This is a genomic window from Shewanella aestuarii, assembly GCF_014647215.1.
Taxonomy (GTDB): domain Bacteria; phylum Pseudomonadota; class Gammaproteobacteria; order Enterobacterales; family Shewanellaceae; genus Shewanella; species Shewanella aestuarii.
Window position 1 is genome coordinate 174,604 of the sequence record NZ_BMOT01000003.1, and the last position, 19,726, is coordinate 194,329.

Sequence of the window (19,726 nt, forward strand, 5' to 3'; positions counted from 1 at the left end):
ATTAAATACCTATTGCCATTGACGCTCGTAAGCACCCAAAGTTGTCACTTGGCCTTCAGATACTTTATTCAAGGCTGAATGCCATTGTGGTTGTCTTTTTAACGTATTTTCGAATGTTTCAGGGGACTGTCGATAACTATCGATGGCTTGACGCCATACCTGAGTGACCTGAGTGACATAGGCCGGACTGCGCTGGCGTCCCTCTATTTTCAGTGAGCGAATACCTGCCTGAGCAAGTTCAGGGATTAGGCTTATGGTATTTAAACTTGTCGGTGATTCAAGCATGTATTCAGGTGTCATTTCATCATTTGTTTGGTAACGCCCCTTACAGACAACGGGATAGCCTAATTGCTCGTCTTGGCTTGATTTATCAATCAGTACTTCATTTAATCGGGTTAATTTATCAGTACCAACATCTTGCCAGCGAACATGATTAGCCGGAGAGCACGAACCTCCGGTATTGGGCGATTGCCCGGTAACGTAACTGGACAACTGACAGCGCCCCTCAGCCATAATACATAAACTACCAAAGGCGAAAACTTCTAAATCAACCGGACTGATTTTTGCTAAGTCTTTCACTTGTTTTACCGATAGCACTCTTGGTAACACTGCGCGTTCGATATTAAACTGCTGTTTGTAAAAGGATAATGCGGCTACATTAGTCGCACTCGCTTGAACCGATAAATGTAGTGCTAATCCAGGGTAGGTTCGGCTGGCGTAATCTAAAAGCGAAATGTCGGCACAAATCACAGCATCAAGATTTAGCTCCGCAGCTAGGTCGATAGCTTGCTGCCAACGATTTTCATGACCTGGTTTTGCAAAGGTATTCAGGGTTAGGAATAACTTTCGATTTTGCTGTTTGGCTAATTGGCTAGCTTGTTTTATTTGAGCTGCAGAAAAGTTCAAACCAGCAAAAGAGCGTGCATTAGTATCATCTTTCAGCCCTAAATATACCGCATCAGCTCCTGCATTAAATGCAGCTTTTAGAGAGGCTAAATTGCCCGCAGGACACAACAATTCCATTGGATTATCCTAGATTTTTTAAAGTAGGTGAGTGTAGAAGTGATTCAATCGCCATGATTTGATTTAGAACAGGTTTATGTCGATAAAAACTCGCTAAACTTGCGCCATAAAGTGAGTCAACTTTTTAAAGGACAATCAAGTGAGTGGAATTTCTCAACAACTTGCATCGCATGTTTTGCATTTTGCCCCCCGAGTAAGTAAACAATCATTGGCTTTAGTGCCTGATAAATTAACGTTAGCCTTGTTGTCTAAACTTCTAAATTTAATGTTGAAGCCGCAAATTGAGCAGGCTGAACTTGAATTTTTACAGGGGAAGTGGGTCGCCATTTCTATTGCAGATATTGGGTTACAGTTTCAAATCAGTTTTAATGGCCAATTGATTTTATCCCACCAACAAAACGCGGATGTGACTTTTATCGCTAATGTTCCCGAGCTGCTTTTGGTGGCGGCGGCTAAAGAGGATCCTGATACTTTGTTCTTTCAGCGAAAACTGCGGATCGATGGCGATACGGAATTGGGGCTGGAAGTTAAAAATTTGCTGCTGGGAATTGAGCTTGATTCATTACCTGCGGCGGCTAAGTTAGCGATTGAAAAACTCGCGGTCACACTGCAGACATTGCAACAATACCAATAGACCCGATGATACGTCCTAATGTTGCTTAATATTCAGTTGGTTGACAATGGCATAGATACAAATAGAAGGGCGCGAGGGACATTTTATCGAGAGGCATTATGCTTTCACTACTAATACTTACCTGGACAGCGCAGCATTCTCAATGAATGGGCCTGATAACGATTTAAATGGATATTATTTTTCGAAAATAGTCGTTTGATGGCCATTAACCGCACATAAAAACGGCGCCTTCAAAGCGCCGTTTTTATATCATGATTTCAATCTAAATTTTTCCAGTAATGATGCCGTATTTCACCATTAATGCATCTTGTGATTCTACATGGGCAGGATCTGGGTCGATACAGTCAATTGGGCATACAGATACACAGGTAGGTTTATCATAATGCCCGACACATTCGGTGCACAGATCAGGATCGATTTCATAGATCTCTTCACCCATAGTGATAGCTGAGTTAGGGCACTCAGGTTCACACATATCGCAGTTAATACAGCTATCGTCAATGAGTAATGCCATGGCTTACACTGCCTGATGAGGATTACGGGTATCCTGACCTTGTGGAAGATTACGCATCAAAATGGCTTTATCTGTATTCACTTCAGCGGGCAGTTCAAGGAATACAAAATGCCCAGAACCTAAGCCCGCTTCAACACTTTCACCCTTACGGTTAATTAGCTGCTGAATAGTTAAATTAAAATTGCCCTGTGGGGTCATGACTTCAACGCTGTCACCAACAATAAATTTATTCTTTACATCAATTTCTGCCAATCCGGCAGCATTGCGTTTGCCCGTGAATTCACCCACAAATTGCTGCGTATCACTAATCGAATAGCCATAATCGTAATTTTGATATTCATCATGCACATGACGGCGTAAAAAACCTTCGGTGTAACCGCGATGCGCTAAACCTTCTAAATTGTGCATTAAGGTGCGGTTAAAATCTTTACCTGCAGCAGCATCTTCAATGGCTTGGCGATATAATTGTGCGGTACGTGCTACGTAATAAAATGATTTAGTCCGCCCTTCAATTTTTAATGAATCTATCCCCATTTTTGTCAAACGATCAACATGCTGAATTGCACGTAAATCTTTCGAGTTCATAATGTAGGTGCCATGTTCATCTTCAAAGGCTGGCATGTATTCGCCTGGTCTTCCTGGTTCCTGTAACAACACAATTTCATTTGATGGCGCGCCAGCACCCAATGTTGGTGGCGTTTCAATTTGAACCGCTGGGTTTACTGCAATGATGTCGCCCGTTTCAGTTTGCTTTGCTTCATGCACATCGTATTTCCAGCGGCAAGCATTGGTGCAGGTTCCTTGGTTTGGATCTCGCTTGTTCATATAGCCCGATAATAAGCAGCGGCCAGAATAAGCCATGCACAGTGCCCCATGAACAAACACTTCCAGCTCAATATCAGGACAACGTTGACGGATCTCTTCAATTTCATCTAATGATAATTCACGTGAGAGGATCACGCGTTTAATACCTTGTTGCTGCCAAAATTTTACAGATGCCCAGTTAATGGCATTGGCTTGGACAGAAAGATGCACGACTTGATCCGGGAACGCCTCACGTACCATCATGATCAAACCTGGATCAGACATGATCAATGCATCAGGTTGCATAGCAACCACGGGCTCCATGTCTTTTAGGTAGGTTTTTAATTTGGCGTTGTGGGGGGCAATATTACTTACTACATAGAGTTTTTTGCCTAAATCGTGCGCTTCTTGAATGCCGCTAGCTAAGTTTTCCATTTTAAAGTCATTATTTCTGACTCGCAAACTGTAGCGAGGTTGGCCTGCATATACAGCGTCAGCACCATAAGCAAAGGCATAACGCATGTTTTTTAGGGTTCCAGCAGGAGACAATAGCTCAGGTTTAAACATAAATACTCTCAATATAACGATGAAATAAAGCGCGCAGATTGCGGGGGCGCGATCGTACTTAAGTTATAATAGCAGAGCAAGTAAGTCCTTTCTTTTTGTGAGGTGAATCTCTTTTTGATTTTTTTCACACTATTTTTGTCCCACAATGAGGAGGATATACATCGAATTGAGCACTAGTTTTGCAATAAGTTTTTAATTTATGCTTATTTTAATTAGCTTAGCTCGCATAACGGGCTTTATTCAGTATACAATTCTATCACTATATATTTACTTTTGATGGAGACAACATGTCTACTGAACATCAACTATTGGTCAGCTTATTAAAAAAACTAAAAGCCGATGCCCTAGTATTGCCGACGTTGCCAGAGGTGGCGATGCGAGTACAAGAGGTGGTCGCTAGACCTGACTCTAGTTTGAAGCAAGTTGGGGACATTATTGGTCAAGATGCGGCAATTTCTGCCCGAATTATTAAAGTGGCGAATAGCGCACTTTATTCCAGAGGTAATAAAGCTGAGAATATTTCAGCTGCAGTAAATCGTATTGGCTTAGTGCAAATTAAATCGATTACGACTTCAGTGGCAATGGAGCAATTATTTATTTCAACCAATGAAATGGTTTGGGAAGTGATGGATGAAGTTTGGAAAACATCCATCGAAGTAACCGCATCAGCTTGTGCAATGCTCGAGATCTACAACAAACGTAATCCAAGTAAAAAATTAGATCGTGAAACCTTAACCTTGGCTGGATTAGTCCATAATATTGGGGCTTTACCTGTATTATCTGAAGCCGAAGTTCACCCTGAACTGTTTACTAGCATAGATCAACTCCGTGGTTTAGTGCGTAAAATGCAAGGCCCAATTGGCCGTGCGGTTCTTAAAAGCTGGGACTTTGCCCCAGAGGTAACCGAGGTTGTTGAGCGTTGGGCTGATTTTCATTATCTGCCCGAAAAGGTCACCTACTTAGACTTTATCCGTTCGGCGGCGTTTTATACCGGCGAGTTACGTGCTGGTGAAGAATTAGAACAGCGTTTAGATGTGTTTGCGGGACGAGGATTACCAGTAACCCCTGAAGATTTAGGCAGTGATGTTTTTACTGAGTTATATCATTCGATTAAGGAAAGTTACGAGTAGGTTATATTAGACTTACTCATACTTATTTCCGATAGTTAAACGCTAAATAGACTTATTCAATGACTCAAGCAATGTATTTGTTTTGTGTGACGATTTTGGCCATATCCTTCGGCGTCATATTAATTGCCGCCGGAGTGTATTGCTGGTGGCAAAAACGCTATTTACAGCAGTTAACACACACTTTAGAGCGACAAATACACACTATCTCACCTGTCGATTTCGGTAACATTCCCCAAGTATTCACTCCTTTAATATCTGCGTTAATCAATTTACAGCAATCCATCCCCTATAATGTTGAGCGCGATAAGTTAACAGGCTTATCTAATCGAGTTGGTTTTAAGCGTAAAATTTTAAGTCGAATGCCGATACAACAAGGGATGATCTTATTAATTGATATTAAGCAGTTTCGGTTTGTAAACGATCTGTTTGGCTTTGTATTTGGTGACGCGTTATTAAAAGAGTTTTCCCAGCGAGTTAATTCGTTGTCGGTAAAAGCTCAGTTTGTTGCCCGAATGAATGGTAATGAGTTTTTGTTGTTCTTCCCTGAGGTGATTGAACATGCACAATTGCTAGTGATTAAAGATGAACTACAGCAATCATTCGAAATAGAACAGCAACCCATAAGCGTGACGGTACAATTGGGTGTATTAACCTTAACTGAACATCATGCTGATGTCAGTATTATGCTGCGAAGATTAGATTTAGCATTGAAAAAAGCTAAGTTAGATCAAAGTGGGATTGCTTATTACGATAAAGATGATGATAAAAAACAATATCGGGAACTATTGATTATTAATAGCTTGCCTAAAAGTTTGAAGCAAGATCAGTTGTTTATGGTATATCAACCTAAGCTGGATATAAAAAGTGGCAAATGTGTTGAAGTTGAAGCCTTAATCCGCTGGCATCATGATGGCTTAGGTGATATTTCTCCGGATGAATTTATCCCTTTAGCTGAACATACAGGAATGATCAGTTTAATCAGTGATTGGGTACTTGAAAAAGTTATTTCTCAGCAAGCAAAATGGCGAGAACAAGGCATTTATGTCAAGGTTGCAGTGAATCTTTCGAGTGAGGATCTGCATCGTCAAACTATGGTTGCTCAAATCTCGAATCTATTAAAATGCCATTTAGTGCCAGCCGAATGCTTGATGATAGAGATCACTGAAAGCGCTTTAATGGCCTCTTATGAACAAGTTATCTATACGATTGAGCAATTACAAATATTAGGGGTCAAAGTTGCTATTGATGATTTTGGAACCGGGCATTCATCGCTTGCCTATTTACGCCATTTGCCCGTTAATGAAGTGAAGATAGATAAAGCGTTTTTACAAGGATTTCAACAAGAGAAACAAGCACAAAGTATTGTAAAAATGACTATAGTATTAGCTAAAGAGTTAGGTTTCGACGTGACTGTCGAGGGTGTTGAAACGCTCAGTACCCTAAAAATGCTCACAGAGTTTGGTGCAGACAGGATTCAGGGGGAATACTTTTCCAAACCCTGCGATGCAACTGAGTTTGTTGAGGTTTATCCAAGATTATCTCAAGGATAAACTGTTTTTTTGTTTCCACAGACTGACATTAACTCGGCATGGTTTGATTCAATAAAGCGATTAAATCCATGGGCATTGCCGTTAGTTGCCTTTTATTGTTCATGCATACCATTTCAATACACGCAGTTACGGCCGCTTTTGAGGCATTTGGACGCCAAATTTCTTGTTTCCAAATTGTTCGAAACTTACTTTCAAAACAAAATTGTGTTCTGACATCAATAATGTCTGCAAACTCAACCCCATCATGGCAAATCATGTCACTTTTATAGACAGCAAACCCCAAACCTTGTTGATTCCATAACGTTTGTAAAACATCAGCACCAATAACATGTTCGCGTGCGCGTTCAAAATATTTCAGAAAATTAGGATGATATACCACACCTGAAAAATCGGTATCTTCATAGTAAATTTGCACTGCAAAGTGGGCAGTTTTACTCCATATAAAGGCGTTATTGTTACTTGGCTTATGCATGATGTTCCTAGTGTCAGAGTGTTAATGCAGTTAGAAATAAGCGATGGGCAGTGTAGAGGATTTTTAGTTTTATTTCAGTGAATTTCTCCAAGTGTTTTTTTGTGAGTCTAAGTTCGGATTGCAAATAAAATCACTTGCGCGGTATAATTTACTTTAATAAGATTTTTCTAATGAACTTTGGGTGAAATGGAGCAGTAATGGCGGATAAAATTGTTGAAGTAAAGACAACCATGGGTGAAAGCTGGAAAGTTACAGCACAAATTCGTGAGCACATGTTAATTATTGATCAGCCAACAGCTGGTAACGAGGGGGCAAATCCGTTAGAAACTTTTTTGTTTTCATTAGCTGGGTGTATTTCTGCCATTGCAAAAATGGTAGCTCGAGACAAAAAAATTCATATTCGTCAGTTTGATGTCCATGTTAAAGCCGTACTCAATACCGCCGGACTTTCAGGGCTACCTACGGATGATCCTATTGGATTTAAGCAAATAGATTTAATGGCCGCAATTGACGCTGATTTAGATGAGCAGCAAAAACAAGATTTTCTCGATGCTGTTTGCCATCGCTGCCCAGTACACGATAATTTACTCAACCCAACATTAGTGAATCATAGCGCAAGCTAATTAGCGCTAGAATAATGCCAACTTCATTTAAGACGTGAGCTCAAAGCGCTGCGGATGAAGTTGATAATTGGAAAATATTTATCGACTAGCGCAACAGGTTATCATCAATCGGTGTGTGTAATTGACATTGGTCGGTTAATGACTTTGCGGTTAATCGCTGCACACTGAACACATGGGTTAAACAATCATATTTACGATTGATAGCTTGGATGAGTAAATCAAAATCGCCGTCACCAGAAAGCAAGATAACTTCATTAATGTCAGCGGCAAGCTCTAACATATCAATGGTAATACCGACGTCCCAGTCACCTTTGGATGAACCATCACTGCGTTGAATATAGGGTTTAGTTTTAACGGTAAAACCAATATGCCTTAACGCATCTTGAAATTTAACCTGGCCATCATCATTGGGCGCTATGGCATAGGCAATGGCGTGGACAATTTCACCACGTTCTTGTAATTGTTTATACAGTTCACGGTAATTAAAGCTGCGATTAAAAGCTTGTTTACAGGTGTAATAAATATTTTGAACATCCACAAATACTGCAATTTTATACATTTATTAACCTTCAAGATTGTGATTAAAAGTCGCGGGCTTCAGGAATGTTAACACACTCATTGTGGGACTTTTGCTGTTTTGCGATGACTTCATCTAATTACGTCGCAACACAGGTAATTTGGTTGAGGCACAAATCAGTTATATAAGCGGAATAACAGCAAGGGTTACTAGGGTAAAGGCAAAACCCAAATTATCACGGCGTCTATGGCTATTTTACTTTCAGTGCCTGTTGGCTATATTGAAAAGATATAAGGGCAAGCAGACCATTAGTATTTTTACAACACTTAACCAATAAAGAGCTAGTTTGGGTGATCACTACTTCGCATTTATCCTGTCAACGACTTGGTAGCCCAGCGACAAAAATACTCTAGTTAGCATCTATAATGCTGCGAATATAAATTGTATGTTGTGACAAATTTAATGTTATACCCAGGTGATTAATGATGTGTTCAGTCTGAGTCGCGCCTGCGGGGAGAGCTCCTGCATAGTACTGGGATGCTTAAGCATATTGGTTGTTGGTAGCATGGATGACTAGGCATCAATCCATTCGTCTCAATTAAAATGTTTTAACTTGAACGAAATTCAACCAGTAAAGTTCAGGCCTTAGTACTTGGTTAGAAAGTACAAAGTAACTAGCGATTGCTCGGAATAGAGACTATCTTTCAAGGCAATCAGTTTTGGGACAAGATAAACACAACAGGAGCCGAAGCTCCTGTTGTATTAGCAGCATGACTATTTAGTCATTCGTTTGTATTTTAAACGATGGGGTTCAACAATATCCGCACCATAGGTATTTTTTAACCAGGTTGAATATTCTGTAAAGTTGCCTTCATAGAAGTTAACTTTACCTTCGTCACGGTAATCTAAAATGTGAGTTGCGATACGGTCTAAGAACCAACGGTCATGCGAAATCACCATGGCACAGCCAGGGAATTCAAGCAAAGCTTCTTCCAGTGCGCGCAGGGTTTCAACATCTAAATCGTTGGTTGGTTCATCGAGAAGAAGTACGTTACCGCCAGCTTGAAGTAGCTTAGAAAGATGCACTCGGTTACGTTCACCACCAGAAAGTGTCCCAATGATTTTTTGTTGATCGCCACCACGGAAGTTAAATCGACCTACATATGCTCGACTTGGAATTTCCATATTGCCGACTTTCATAATGTCTTGGCCGCCAGAAATTTCCTGCCAAACGGTATTTTTATCATTCATTGAATCACGGAACTGCTCAACAGAAGCAATTTGAACCGATTCACCAATTGAAATGCTACCGCTGTCTGGCTGCTCTGTGCCTGAAATCATTCGGAATAAAGTTGATTTACCAGCACCGTTAGCACCGATAATTCCGACAATTGCGCCTTTGGGCACTGTAAATGATAAATCATCAATTAACACTCGGTCGCCATAGGATTTAGTTAAGTTATTTACTTCAATAACTTTGTCACCTAAGCGCGGTCCTGGTGGGATGAATAACTCATTGGTCTCATTACGCTTTTGATAGTCATTGGTGTTTAACTCTTCAAAGCGAGCCATACGGGCTTTGCCTTTAGATTGACGGCCTTTAGCCCCTTGACGAACCCACTCTAATTCCTTGGCAATGGTTTTCTGACGTGCGCTTTCAGTCGCAGATTCTTGCTGTAAACGAGCATCTTTTTGCTCTAGCCAAGAAGAGTAGTTACCTTCCCAAGGAATACCTTCACCACGATCAAGTTCTAAAATCCAACCCGCAGCATTATCTAAGAAGTAACGGTCATGGGTAATAGCCACCACGGTACCATTATATTCCTGTAAAAAGTGCTCAAGCCAAGCGACTGATTCAGCATCCAAGTGGTTGGTTGGTTCATCGAGTAATAACATTTCTGGTTTTTCAAGCAATAAGCGACAAATTGCCACTCGTCGACGTTCACCACCGGATAAAACTTCGATTTTTTCATCCCAGTCTGGTAAACGTAATGCATTGGCCGCACGCTCTAGAATGTGTTCTAAATTATGGGCATCCTGTGCTTGAATAATGGCTTCTAATTCACCTTGCTCTTTAGCTAATGCGTCAAAGTCGGCATCTGGCTCTGCATAAGCAGCATATACGGCATCTAAACGGGTTAAAGCGTTTTTAGCATCACTTACCGCTTCTTCTATGGCTTCACGCACAGTTTGATTTGGATTGAGTTTTGGCTCTTGGGGTAGGTAACCAATCTTTAGTCCTGGCATAGGGCGTGCTTCACCCTCAATTTCAGTATCAATACCGGCCATAATGCGCAGTAATGTTGATTTACCTGAACCGTTTAAGCCTAGCACGCCAATTTTTGCACCAGGGAAAAAACTTAACGAAATGTCTTTTAAAATTTGCTTTTTAGGCGGAACAATTTTAGCCACCCTAAGCATGCTGTATACAAATTGAGCCATGAGATCCCATAATTTGGTTGACACTGAATAGAGGTGATTCTAATGGAATCTGAATCTAACTTAAATCGGATTTTATCTAGTTGGGGGTTTATTTTTCTTTAATTCTAATGTCGATAAACAGTTGCTAGGTTTAATCATTAAACCTTGGTAACATTTTGCTAACCAATTTTGTAACAATTAAAAATAATGACAAAAGGACATGTGGTGTACAGCAAATTGATGATGACAGTTTCTTCATACATAGTGATAGCTAGCTTAGGTATTATTGGTTCTTTTTCGTTACCTGTTGTAGCAATTGAAGCGAGTGTCTCCGATGAAGAGCCAAAGGATATTCAGAAAAATTGGTGGGGAGCGACCGCGGAATTATCAAGTATATTGATTTTAGGTGGCGGCTTGTATTCGATAAGCTCTGAAACAATGAAGCAAGATTTTGATTATGAGATTGAAGGTGATACAGCGGAATATTTTTATGATCGTTTAACGACGAATGAGGCTTGGAAGTATGATGACAACGATATAGGGATGAACTGGGGGCACGCCTATGCTGGCGCTTTGTATCATCAAGCATTTCGTAATCATGGTTTTAATTATTACGAATCCGTTATCGGGACATTTGTTGCTTCGACAATTTGGGAGGTATTTGCTGAATATAAAGAAGTTGTGAGCATTAATGATCAAGTTGTGACTATCTGGGGAGGAGCCGTCTTAGGTGAGAGCCTGTACCAGTTTTCAGATATGTTAAAAGGAAAGGAAGGTTGGGTTCCAGCAACCTTGTCTTGGGTATTTAACCCCGCAGGTTCTATCACTCAATGGGCGGGATATGGTTCACCTTCTAGGTTTAATCGAAGTCAATCTCAGGATAAGTTCTCGCTTTATACCGGGTTGCTTTATTCAGAAAGAGAGTTATCAAATACGTCTACTTCAATATTTTTGCTGGGTATTGATGCCAGTATTGATGATCGTAAAGGTCTATCAGATGGTTTTTCGTCTACTCCAAGTTTAATCGATATGGAAATGGAGACAGGTTTATCTGCTAATGGTATTGAAGATTGGCAAATGGCGACTCAAGTTTGGCTTGGTGGATATAAACGACATTTTGATAGTAATAATCATCTTGCTGATAGCTGGTCGCAGAGTGTTTATATTGGACCGTCAACAGGAATGGAATATACCAGTTTAGGAACAGAGCAATATGAAGATTTTTACGCTGTCGTTAATGTGTTAGGTCTTTCTGCTGCTGCCAATTGGGGTAATGAACATGTTAACTTTGAGCTTCGTACCGATATATTTGCTGACTTTTCAATGGTTAAACCTTATGCAACACAAGAGTATTTAGCCCAAGGACATAACTTTTGGGGCACTAAGTCTGTATTGTGGGAGGGGGAATATGGTTATGCTTGGGGGAATACTTTCAATCTATCTTTAGCTGTGAAAATTGATGATCTTGCTGCTGGGGTTAAAATTAAATCCCAACGATGGGATTCCATTGATGGCAAAAGTAATGAAAGAATGACTTCATGGAATCCAAATGTGAATGATATTGATTTTGAAGATGCTCGTGATCGATATCAAATTTATTTAAATTATGCGCTATCTTCTTCAACTCAGTTAGGGCTCCATTATGAACGATTTGATCGTTATGGTGTGATCAGGGGAATCGATAACCCGCAAATTTTCAGTCGTCATGATGATATTGAGCAAAGAACGTGGTTTAGAGTAGATTATATTTATTAATGTTAAAGCGATAAATGTATCAAATTTAGAACAGTGTTTTTATTCAATATTTACAGCGCTTATCCGCTGATTTGGAGATGAGTATTTTTACAATAAAAACATTTAGTTTATGAATAAAAGCAGCTATTTCATTTTCGCATGAGTTTTTCTATTGTTCTCAAACAACTAAATTCATGCTCTAAGGCTGGGATTGTTTGCATTTGCAGAGTAGAATACCGCGCAACCCTACTACTATAAAACCTATCGTTGGAGTCACCATGCTTAAGAAAGCGATGAATATTGCGGATTACGATCCAGAATTATTTAAAGCCATTGAAGATGAAACTTGTCGCCAAGAAGAGCACATCGAATTAATTGCATCTGAAAACTACACCAGTCCACGTGTAATGGAAGCACAAGGTTCTCAGTTAACCAATAAGTATGCTGAAGGTTATCCTGGTAAGCGTTACTACGGTGGGTGTGAGTATGTTGACGTCGTTGAAACGTTAGCCATTGAACGTGCTAAAGAATTATTTGGCGCAACTTACGCCAACGTTCAGCCTCATTCAGGTTCCCAAGCAAACAGCGCTGTATTTATGGCATTGTTGAAGCCTGGTGATACCGTATTAGGGATGAATCTGGCTCATGGTGGTCACTTAACACACGGTTCACCAGTAAACTTTTCTGGTAAGTTATATAACATCATTCCTTACGGTATTGATGAGTCTGGTCAAATTGATTACGACGAAATGGAACGTTTGGCTGTTGAGCATAAACCGAAAATGATGATCGGTGGTTTCTCGGCTTATTCTGGCGTTGTTGATTGGGCTAGAATGCGTCAAATTGCTGATAAAATTGGCGCATACTTCTTTGTTGATATGGCTCACGTAGCGGGCTTAATCGCTGCAGGCGTTTATCCAAACCCTGTGCCACACGCACACGTTGTGACGTCAACAACCCATAAAACTTTAGCTGGCCCTCGTGGCGGTATTATTATCTCTGCAGCTGATGATGAAGATTTATATAAAAAATTAAACTCAGCGGTATTTCCTGGCGGCCAAGGTGGTCCATTAATGCATGTTATCGCGGGTAAAGCGGTAGCCTTTAAAGAAGCATTAGAGCCAGAGTTTAAAGTGTATCAGCAGCAAGTTGTTAAAAATGCTAAAGCTATGGTTGAAGTGTTTTTAGCGCGCGGATACAAAATTGTCTCAGGTGGTACAGAAAACCACTTGATGCTGGTTGATTTAATCGGTCGTGAATTAACCGGTAAAGAAGCTGATGCCGCTTTAGGTAGTGCTAACATTACCGTGAACAAAAACTCAGTACCAAATGATCCACGTTCACCGTTTGTGACTTCAGGTATCCGTATCGGTTCACCTGCTATCACTCGTCGTGGTTTCAAAGAAGCTGAAGCGAAAGAGTTAACGGGTTGGATTTGTGACATTTTAGATGATGCACAAAATCAAGCTGTGATTGATCGCGTTAAAGGCCAAGTACTGGCTTTATGTGCAAAATTCCCTGTTTACGGGTAATCCTGTTGTAGATTTGATTCTATATCTAGGGTGCAAGCTGAGCCAAAGGTTAGCTTAACCTTGAAGAACAAATAGGATAAACTTTAATGGCCGCTAATTTTAGCGGCCATTTTATTTTGTGGAGGTTCAATGCATTGTCCTTTTTGTAGCGCGACAGACACTAAAGTCATTGATTCGCGTTTGGTGGCAGATGGTCACCAAGTTCGCCGTCGTCGCGAATGCACTGAATGCCATGAGCGTTTCACCACCTTTGAAGGGGCTGAATTAGTTATGCCCAGAGTGATAAAACGCGATGGCAGTCGCCAGCCTTTTGACGAAGAGAAATTGCGTGGTGGCATGCTTCGAGCCGTAGAAAAACGCCCCGTGTCGATGGATGAGATAGAACAGGCGATTACCAAAATCAAATCCACTTTACGCGCGACAGGCGAGCGTGAAATTGATTCTGAGATGATAGGTAACTTGATGATGGACCAATTAATGAGCCTAGATAAAGTCGCTTATATCCGTTTTGCATCGGTTTATCGTGCCTTTGAAGATGTCTCACAATTTGGCGAGGCTATCGCTAAGTTACAAAAGTAAATCTGTAATATTCACTGAGTATTTTTTATGACTAGCGTTAGTGTTTTTGATACCCAAATGATGAGTCGAGCGATTCAATTAGCGCGTAGAGGGCTTTATACCACTCGTCCTAACCCCTGTGTGGGTTGTGTTTTGGTTCAAAACGGTCAGATTATTGGTGAGGGTTATCACCAAGTGGCTGGTCAAGGACATGCTGAGGTGAACGCATTAGCCCAGGCATCAGCTAATGACCACTGTACCGAAGGTGCAACGGCTTATGTTACGTTGGAGCCTTGTAGTCATTATGGGCGTACACCGCCCTGTGCATTAGGCTTGATAAATGCCAAAGTTGCTCGGGTAGTGATTGCGGTTAAAGATGCCAATCCACAGGTGGCGGGTAACGGCATTAACATGTTACGAGACGCAGGCATTCAAGTCGATATAGGGTTATTAGAAGCAGAAGCATTTGAGCTGAATTTAGGTTTTATGAAACGCATGCGAACCGGATTGCCTTGGGTAACCGTAAAAATTGCAGCCAGTTTAGACGGTAAGACAGCACTTAAAAATGGTGAATCTAAGTGGATAACTGGCGAGGCAGCCCGTGGCGATGTGCAAAAAATGCGTGCTCGTCATTGTGCTCTTATCACCGGTGTTGAAACCATTTTAGCCGATGACCCCAGCCTAAATGTGCGTTATGAACAACTCGGTAGCTTGAAAAGCTCACTTTCACCCTCATCTCTACATCAGCCAATTAGGGTTGTGTTGGATTCAAAAGCGCGCCTCACATCATCATTTAAGTTGTTTGGCATTCAAAGTCCGATTTTACTGGTATCCACGAGCGATTATTCTGATGAGGTTAAACGCACTTTGGGGCCACATGTCAGCTTGCTGAAAGTAAATGCTGACTTGCAAGGACGTGTTTGCTTAGCCGAAGTATTACAATATCTTGGTGCGAGCTGTAATAGTGTCATGATTGAAGCGGGCGCAACCCTTGGCGGCAGTTTTATTGAACAGGATTTAGTGGACGAATTGGTGTTGTACCAAGCGGATAAAATCATGGGCAGTGAAGGGCGAGATATGTTGTTACTGCCTAATTATCAAACGATGAATGCTATTCCTAAAATAGTGTTAAAAGATAAGCGAAATGTCGGTCAAGACACACGATTGATATTCCGTTTAGGCTAAAATATTTATTAATATATGTTCAACCGTGTTGGGCATTCTCTATATAAGTGAGTCATTATGTTTACTGGCATTATTGAGGCCTTAGGCTCGTTACGAAAAATTGAACGTAAAGGTAATGATATTCGTTTAACCGTGGCTAGCGGTAAGCTTGATTTATCTGATGTTAAATTAGGAGACAGTATTGCCACCAATGGCGTGTGCCTAACTGTGGTGCAATGTTTAGCCGATGGCTATGTTGCCGATGTCTCTGCCGAAACCGTGGCATTAACCGGTTTTGCACATTACAAAGTGGGTCAAAAAGTTAATTTAGAGAAAGCGGTTACCGCCACGACCCGTTTAGGTGGCCACATGGTCAGTGGTCATGTTGATGGTATTGCAAAAGTGGATTCGTGCGACCATCGCGGTCAGGCCATAGAGTTTTGGTTAACGGCTCCAGTTACGTTAGCAAAATACATTGCTCATAAAGGTTCTATTACCATAGATGGTGTCAGTTTGACTGTAAATGAAGTCAAAGCGAATTCGTTTCGATTAACCATAGTTCCACATACAGCGAGTGAAACCACACTGATCAATTTGAAAGCGGGTGATAGCGTTAACATTGAGGTTGATTTAATCGCTCGATACCTCGAACGATTAATGCAGCCACAAGTACAACAAAATCCTAAATCAGCCATCACAATGGCAATGTTAGCGAATGCAGGATTTATGAAATAAGCTTTAAAACCAGATAAACCTAAAGTTCGACAACATCAGCAATTATAATTAATAACGATTAAAGGTTCCCACATGGCTTTACATAGCATAGAAGAAATCATCGAAGATATCCGCCAAGGCAAAATGGTTATTTTAATGGATGATGAAGATAGAGAAAATGAAGGTGACTTAATCATGGCTGCTGAGTGTGTCACTCCAGAAGCGATTAATTTTATGGCGACCTATGGCCGAGGATTAATTTGCCAAACCATGACCAAAGCACGGTGCCAACAGCTTAATCTTCCTTTAATGGTCACCAATAATAACGCTCAGTTTTCGACAAATTTCACCGTGTCAATAGAAGCTGCACAAGGCGTGACAACTGGGATCTCTGCTCACGATAGAGCGGTAACCGTTCAAGCCGCAGTAGCAAAAAATGCCAAAGCAGCTGATTTAGTTCAGCCCGGGCATATATTTCCATTAATGGCTCAGGATGGCGGTGTGTTAATTCGTGCTGGGCATACTGAAGCGGGGTGCGATCTTGCTCGCCTTGCTGGCTTTGAACCCTCGGGCGTGATTGTTGAAATCTTAAATGATGATGGCACCATGGCTCGCTGTCCAGATTTAGAGGTTTTCAGTGAGAAGCATGGGATTAAAATCGGCACAATTGCAGATTTAATCGAATATCGAAACAATAAAGAAACCACAGTATTGCGTGAAGCCAAGTGTAACTTACCAACTCGTTTTGGTGATTTCGAGATGGTCACATTCAGAGACACTATTGATAATCAACTACACTATGCACTGATCAAAGGTGAAATCACCGCCAACAGTTTGGTGCGTGTCCACTTGCAAAATACCTTTAATGATTTATTACATTCAGAGCGCGACCAAAAGCGCAGTTGGCCACTGGAAAAAGCCATGGCGCGTATTGCCCAAGAAGGTGGAGTGTTAGTGTTATTAGGAAACCAAGAGCATACCAGCAATATTTTGGCTAAAGTGAAGTCATTTGAAGCGCAAGATAATGGCCAAGCAACGGCTCCAGCGCAATGGCAGGGAACATCTCGCCGTGTTGGTGTGGGCTCACAAATTTTGTCTAGTTTAGGGGTAACATCAATGCGTTTGTTGAGTTCGCCTAAACAATATCACTCATTATCAGGCTTTGGTCTGGAAGTGACAGAATATGTTTCAGAGTAAAAATTAACCCTTTCAGTTTAACAATTTCAATAATTGCATTGCGCTCAGAGTGGTCGGCTGTGTTATCATACCGCCTCTTTCGCCCAAGCTGGGTGCTTTAGCTAAATTAGGTAAGATAAAAATGAACGTAGTTCAAGGTAATATCGAAGCGAAAAATGCCAAAGTGGCGATCGTAGTATCGCGTTTCAATAGCTTTGTTGTTGAAAGTCTGCTCAGTGGCGCAATTGATACTTTAAAACGTTTTGGTCAGGTTCAAGATGACAACATTACAGTTGTGCGTGTACCTGGCGCAGTTGAGTTACCATTAGCAGCCCGTCGTGTTGCTGCCAGTGGTAAGTTTGACGGCATTATTTCATTAGGTGCAGTTATTCGTGGTGGTACGCCTCACTTTGACATGGTTGCTGGTGAATGTAACAAGGGACTTGCTCAAGTAGCATTAGAGTATGACATCCCCGTTTCTTTTGGTGTGTTAACAACAGATACCATTGAGCAAGCTATTGAGCGCTCAGGTACAAAAGCAGGCAACAAAGGCGGCGAAGCTGCATTAAGCCTGTTAGAAATGGTTAACGTACTGCAAGAGTTAGAACAACAGTTGGTATAGTAGGAAATTTAATGAAGCCTTCAGAGCGCCGTAAGGCACGCCGTTTAGCCGTTCAAGCTATTTACTCATGGCAACTGACAGACAACAATGTTGCTGATGTTGAACATGAATTTTTAACAGAACAAAGTTTAGACGGTGTCGATGTTGCTTATTTTCGTGAGTTATTAGCAGGCGTAACTGCTAAAGCGGCTCAAATTGATGAGTTATTAAAACCACACTTAGATCGTGATTTTAGTGAAGTGTCACCGGTGGAAAAAGCCATCGTACGCTTGGCAACATTTGAACTGACTTTCAAAAAAGATGTCCCTTTTAAGGTTGCCATTAATGAAGGTATCGAATTAGCGAAAGCCTTCGGTGCTGATGATAGTCATAAGTTTGTTAACGGCTTATTAGATAAGATCGTTAAAAACAAGTAATGCTAGAAACGGTATCTTCGGATACCGTTTTTATTTGTATTAAAATGCATCAAGGTTAGCTGGGCAGGGATCCGCACCGGAGTTAGCGTGAAAGAATTCCAACTTATCGAACAATTTTTCAAGAACAAAGGCCAAAAACGTCGTGATGTTCTACTCGGCATTGGTGATGATTGTGCTTTGGTTCAACCTGCTGAAGGTAAAGTGATTGCAATTTCATGTGACACTTTAGTTGAAGGGGTTCACTTCTTTGCAGATATGCCTGCACATGCACTGGGCTATAAATCTCTTGCGGTCAATCTTTCTGATCTTGCTGCAATGGGGGCTGAACCTGCTTGGATGACGCTGGCACTTTCTTTACCTGATGTTGATCAGCAATGGCTTGCTGATTTCAGTAGTGGCTTGTTTGAAGCTGCCGAATATTACAGTGTAGCATTAGTCGGCGGTGACACAACTCGAGGCCCTCGCTGTATTAATGTCACGATTCACGGTCAAGTTCCGAAAGGAAAAGCACTAAAACGCAGCGGTGCCAAAATTGGTGATTGGGTATTTGTAACAGGTAGCTTAGGCGACTCAGCACTTGGTCTTGATATGCTGAGAAACAAGCAAGTTATTAAACCTGAATTCAAAGAATATCTGCTTAACCGCCACTATTACCCGACACCACGAGTGTTAGCGGGGCAGGCATTAAGAGGGTTAGCTTCAAGTGCAATAGATTTGTCTGATGGTTTAGTGTCAGATTTATCGCATATTCTTAAAGCCTCTAATGTTGGCGCTGTGATCGATGCTAATGCTATTCCGCTATCTAGCTCACTCACAGGAAGTGTTGGTGCAGATCAGGCCTTGGCCTATGCGCTAACTGGTGGTGAAGATTACGAGTTACTTTTCACTGTACCAGAAGCACAACGAGGTGCAATTGATACTGCATTGCTTCATGCTGGGGTGAAATTTGTCAAAATCGGCCAAATATGTGCTGGTGATAAAATCAAATTTACTTTGGACGGGCAGCCTTTTAGCCCAGAGTTTAAAGGTTTTGAGCATTTCTGATGAATTTATTATCCCAAGACCCAGCCGTAAAACGTTTACGACTTTCAAATCCGATCCATTTTCTTGCATTAGGTTTTGGCAGTGGTTTAGTGGCTAAGGCTCCAGGTACATTTGGCACACTCGCAGCAGTTCCGCTTTATTTGCTAATGTGCCATTTGAGTTTACCTGTTTATTTGGTGTTAACTATTTTCAGTGTGGTTTTTGGTGTCTATATTTGCGATAAAGCAGCCAAAGACATGGAGGTTCATGATCATGGCGCCATTGTTTGGGATGAAGTGGCAGGATTACTGATCACCATGATTGCTGCTCCTGCAGGTTGGTTGTGGTTAATTATAGGCTTTATCTTATTTAGATTTTTTGACATTATCAAACCTTGGCCAATTCGCTGGCTAGATGCCAAGGTACATGGTGGTTTTGGTATTATGATTGACGATGTGTTGGCGGGAGTTTTTGCCGCTATCTGTTTGCAAATAGCGGCTTATACATTGGGACAATAGCCATTGTTGAAATA

20 protein-coding genes are annotated in these 19,726 nt (G+C 41.2%); 14 read left to right on the forward strand and 6 right to left on the reverse strand.

Annotated elements, in window-relative coordinates:
- Positions 1-9 precede the first annotated feature (9 nt).
- Positions 10-1,023 carry a ubiquinone anaerobic biosynthesis protein UbiU gene (gene ubiU, locus IEY03_RS06775; RefSeq protein WP_188840594.1) on the reverse strand — a complete coding sequence of 338 codons (1,014 nt, stop codon included), beginning with the start codon at positions 1,021-1,023 and terminating at the stop codon, positions 10-12.
- 139 nt (positions 1,024-1,162) lie between these two features.
- On the opposite strand from ubiU, the gene ubiT reads away from it, so the two are divergent.
- Positions 1,163-1,657 carry a ubiquinone anaerobic biosynthesis accessory factor UbiT gene (ubiT, locus tag IEY03_RS06780; RefSeq protein ID WP_188840595.1) on the forward strand — a complete coding sequence of 165 codons (495 nt, stop codon included), beginning with the start codon at positions 1,163-1,165 and terminating at the stop codon, positions 1,655-1,657.
- A gap of 262 nt (positions 1,658-1,919) precedes the next feature.
- Here the strand turns inward: ubiT and IEY03_RS06785 are convergent, their stop codons facing one another.
- Both IEY03_RS06785 and trhP read right to left on the reverse strand, forming a co-directional pair.
- Entirely contained in the window at positions 1,920-2,171 is a 252-nt protein-coding gene (locus tag IEY03_RS06785) for a YfhL family 4Fe-4S dicluster ferredoxin (protein ID WP_188840596.1), read from the reverse strand.
- Between the two features lie 3 nt (positions 2,172-2,174).
- Positions 2,175-3,542, reverse strand: coding sequence for a prephenate-dependent tRNA uridine(34) hydroxylase TrhP (trhP, locus tag IEY03_RS06790; RefSeq protein ID WP_188840597.1), 1,368 nt, complete (start codon positions 3,540-3,542; stop codon positions 2,175-2,177).
- A gap of 287 nt (positions 3,543-3,829) precedes the next feature.
- Here trhP and IEY03_RS06795 point away from each other — a divergent pair, with 287 nt between their 5' ends.
- Both IEY03_RS06795 and IEY03_RS06800 read left to right on the forward strand, forming a co-directional pair.
- Complete coding sequence (locus IEY03_RS06795; protein ID WP_188840598.1) at positions 3,830-4,672, forward strand: HDOD domain-containing protein; 843 nt, start codon at positions 3,830-3,832, stop codon at positions 4,670-4,672.
- 59 nt (positions 4,673-4,731) lie between these two features.
- Positions 4,732-6,222, forward strand: a complete 1,491-nt coding sequence (locus IEY03_RS06800; protein WP_229778222.1) for a putative bifunctional diguanylate cyclase/phosphodiesterase — start codon at positions 4,732-4,734, stop codon at positions 6,220-6,222.
- A gap of 28 nt (positions 6,223-6,250) precedes the next feature.
- On the opposite strand, the gene IEY03_RS06805 is transcribed toward IEY03_RS06800, so the two are convergent.
- Positions 6,251-6,694 carry a thioesterase family protein gene (locus IEY03_RS06805; protein ID WP_188840599.1) on the reverse strand — a complete coding sequence of 148 codons (444 nt, stop codon included), beginning with the start codon at positions 6,692-6,694 and terminating at the stop codon, positions 6,251-6,253.
- A gap of 197 nt (positions 6,695-6,891) precedes the next feature.
- On the opposite strand from IEY03_RS06805, the gene IEY03_RS06810 reads away from it, so the two are divergent.
- A complete protein-coding gene (locus IEY03_RS06810; RefSeq protein WP_188840600.1) occupies positions 6,892-7,317 on the forward strand; it encodes an OsmC family protein in 426 nt (141 codons plus the stop codon).
- A gap of 85 nt (positions 7,318-7,402) precedes the next feature.
- Here IEY03_RS06810 and IEY03_RS06815 read toward each other — a convergent pair whose 3' ends face one another.
- Together IEY03_RS06815 and ettA are read right to left on the reverse strand one after the other, a co-directional pair.
- Entirely contained in the window at positions 7,403-7,876 is a 474-nt protein-coding gene (locus tag IEY03_RS06815) for a LabA-like NYN domain-containing protein (protein ID WP_188840601.1), read from the reverse strand.
- Between the two features lie 732 nt (positions 7,877-8,608).
- Entirely contained in the window at positions 8,609-10,276 is a 1,668-nt protein-coding gene (ettA, locus tag IEY03_RS06820; protein WP_188840602.1) for an energy-dependent translational throttle protein EttA, read from the reverse strand.
- Between the two features lie 204 nt (positions 10,277-10,480).
- Between ettA and IEY03_RS06825 the strand changes: the two genes are divergently transcribed.
- From IEY03_RS06825 to IEY03_RS06870, 10 genes are all read left to right on the forward strand, one after another.
- The gene (locus IEY03_RS06825) at positions 10,481-12,010 is read left to right on the forward strand and encodes a DUF3943 domain-containing protein (RefSeq protein WP_188840603.1); all 1,530 of its coding nucleotides are present in this window, start codon (positions 10,481-10,483) and stop codon (positions 12,008-12,010) included.
- A 257-nt stretch (positions 12,011-12,267) separates the two neighbouring features.
- Entirely contained in the window at positions 12,268-13,521 is a 1,254-nt protein-coding gene (gene glyA, locus IEY03_RS06830; RefSeq protein WP_188840604.1) for a serine hydroxymethyltransferase, read from the forward strand.
- Positions 13,522-13,650: 129 nt separating this feature from the next.
- On the forward strand, positions 13,651-14,100 hold the full coding sequence (gene nrdR / locus IEY03_RS06835) for a transcriptional regulator NrdR (protein ID WP_188840605.1): 450 nt from the start codon (positions 13,651-13,653) through the stop codon (positions 14,098-14,100).
- A 27-nt stretch (positions 14,101-14,127) separates the two neighbouring features.
- Positions 14,128-15,264 carry a bifunctional diaminohydroxyphosphoribosylaminopyrimidine deaminase/5-amino-6-(5-phosphoribosylamino)uracil reductase RibD gene (gene ribD, locus IEY03_RS06840; protein WP_188840606.1) on the forward strand — a complete coding sequence of 379 codons (1,137 nt, stop codon included), beginning with the start codon at positions 14,128-14,130 and terminating at the stop codon, positions 15,262-15,264.
- A gap of 57 nt (positions 15,265-15,321) precedes the next feature.
- Complete coding sequence (locus IEY03_RS06845; protein ID WP_188840607.1) at positions 15,322-15,978, forward strand: riboflavin synthase; 657 nt, start codon at positions 15,322-15,324, stop codon at positions 15,976-15,978.
- 72 nt (positions 15,979-16,050) lie between these two features.
- Complete coding sequence (gene ribBA, locus IEY03_RS06850; protein ID WP_188840608.1) at positions 16,051-17,154, forward strand: bifunctional 3,4-dihydroxy-2-butanone-4-phosphate synthase/GTP cyclohydrolase II; 1,104 nt, start codon at positions 16,051-16,053, stop codon at positions 17,152-17,154.
- 121 nt (positions 17,155-17,275) lie between these two features.
- Complete coding sequence (ribH, locus tag IEY03_RS06855) at positions 17,276-17,755, forward strand: 6,7-dimethyl-8-ribityllumazine synthase (RefSeq protein ID WP_188840609.1); 480 nt, start codon at positions 17,276-17,278, stop codon at positions 17,753-17,755.
- 11 nt (positions 17,756-17,766) lie between these two features.
- Positions 17,767-18,171, forward strand: coding sequence for a transcription antitermination factor NusB (gene nusB / locus IEY03_RS06860; protein WP_188840610.1), 405 nt, complete (start codon positions 17,767-17,769; stop codon positions 18,169-18,171).
- An 87-nt stretch (positions 18,172-18,258) separates the two neighbouring features.
- A complete protein-coding gene (thiL, locus tag IEY03_RS06865) occupies positions 18,259-19,215 on the forward strand; it encodes a thiamine-phosphate kinase (protein ID WP_188840611.1) in 957 nt (318 codons plus the stop codon).
- Complete coding sequence (locus tag IEY03_RS06870) at positions 19,215-19,712, forward strand: phosphatidylglycerophosphatase A family protein (protein WP_188840612.1); 498 nt, start codon at positions 19,215-19,217, stop codon at positions 19,710-19,712. The genes thiL and IEY03_RS06870 overlap by 1 nt, the downstream gene beginning before the upstream one ends.
- Positions 19,713-19,726 lie beyond the last annotated feature (14 nt).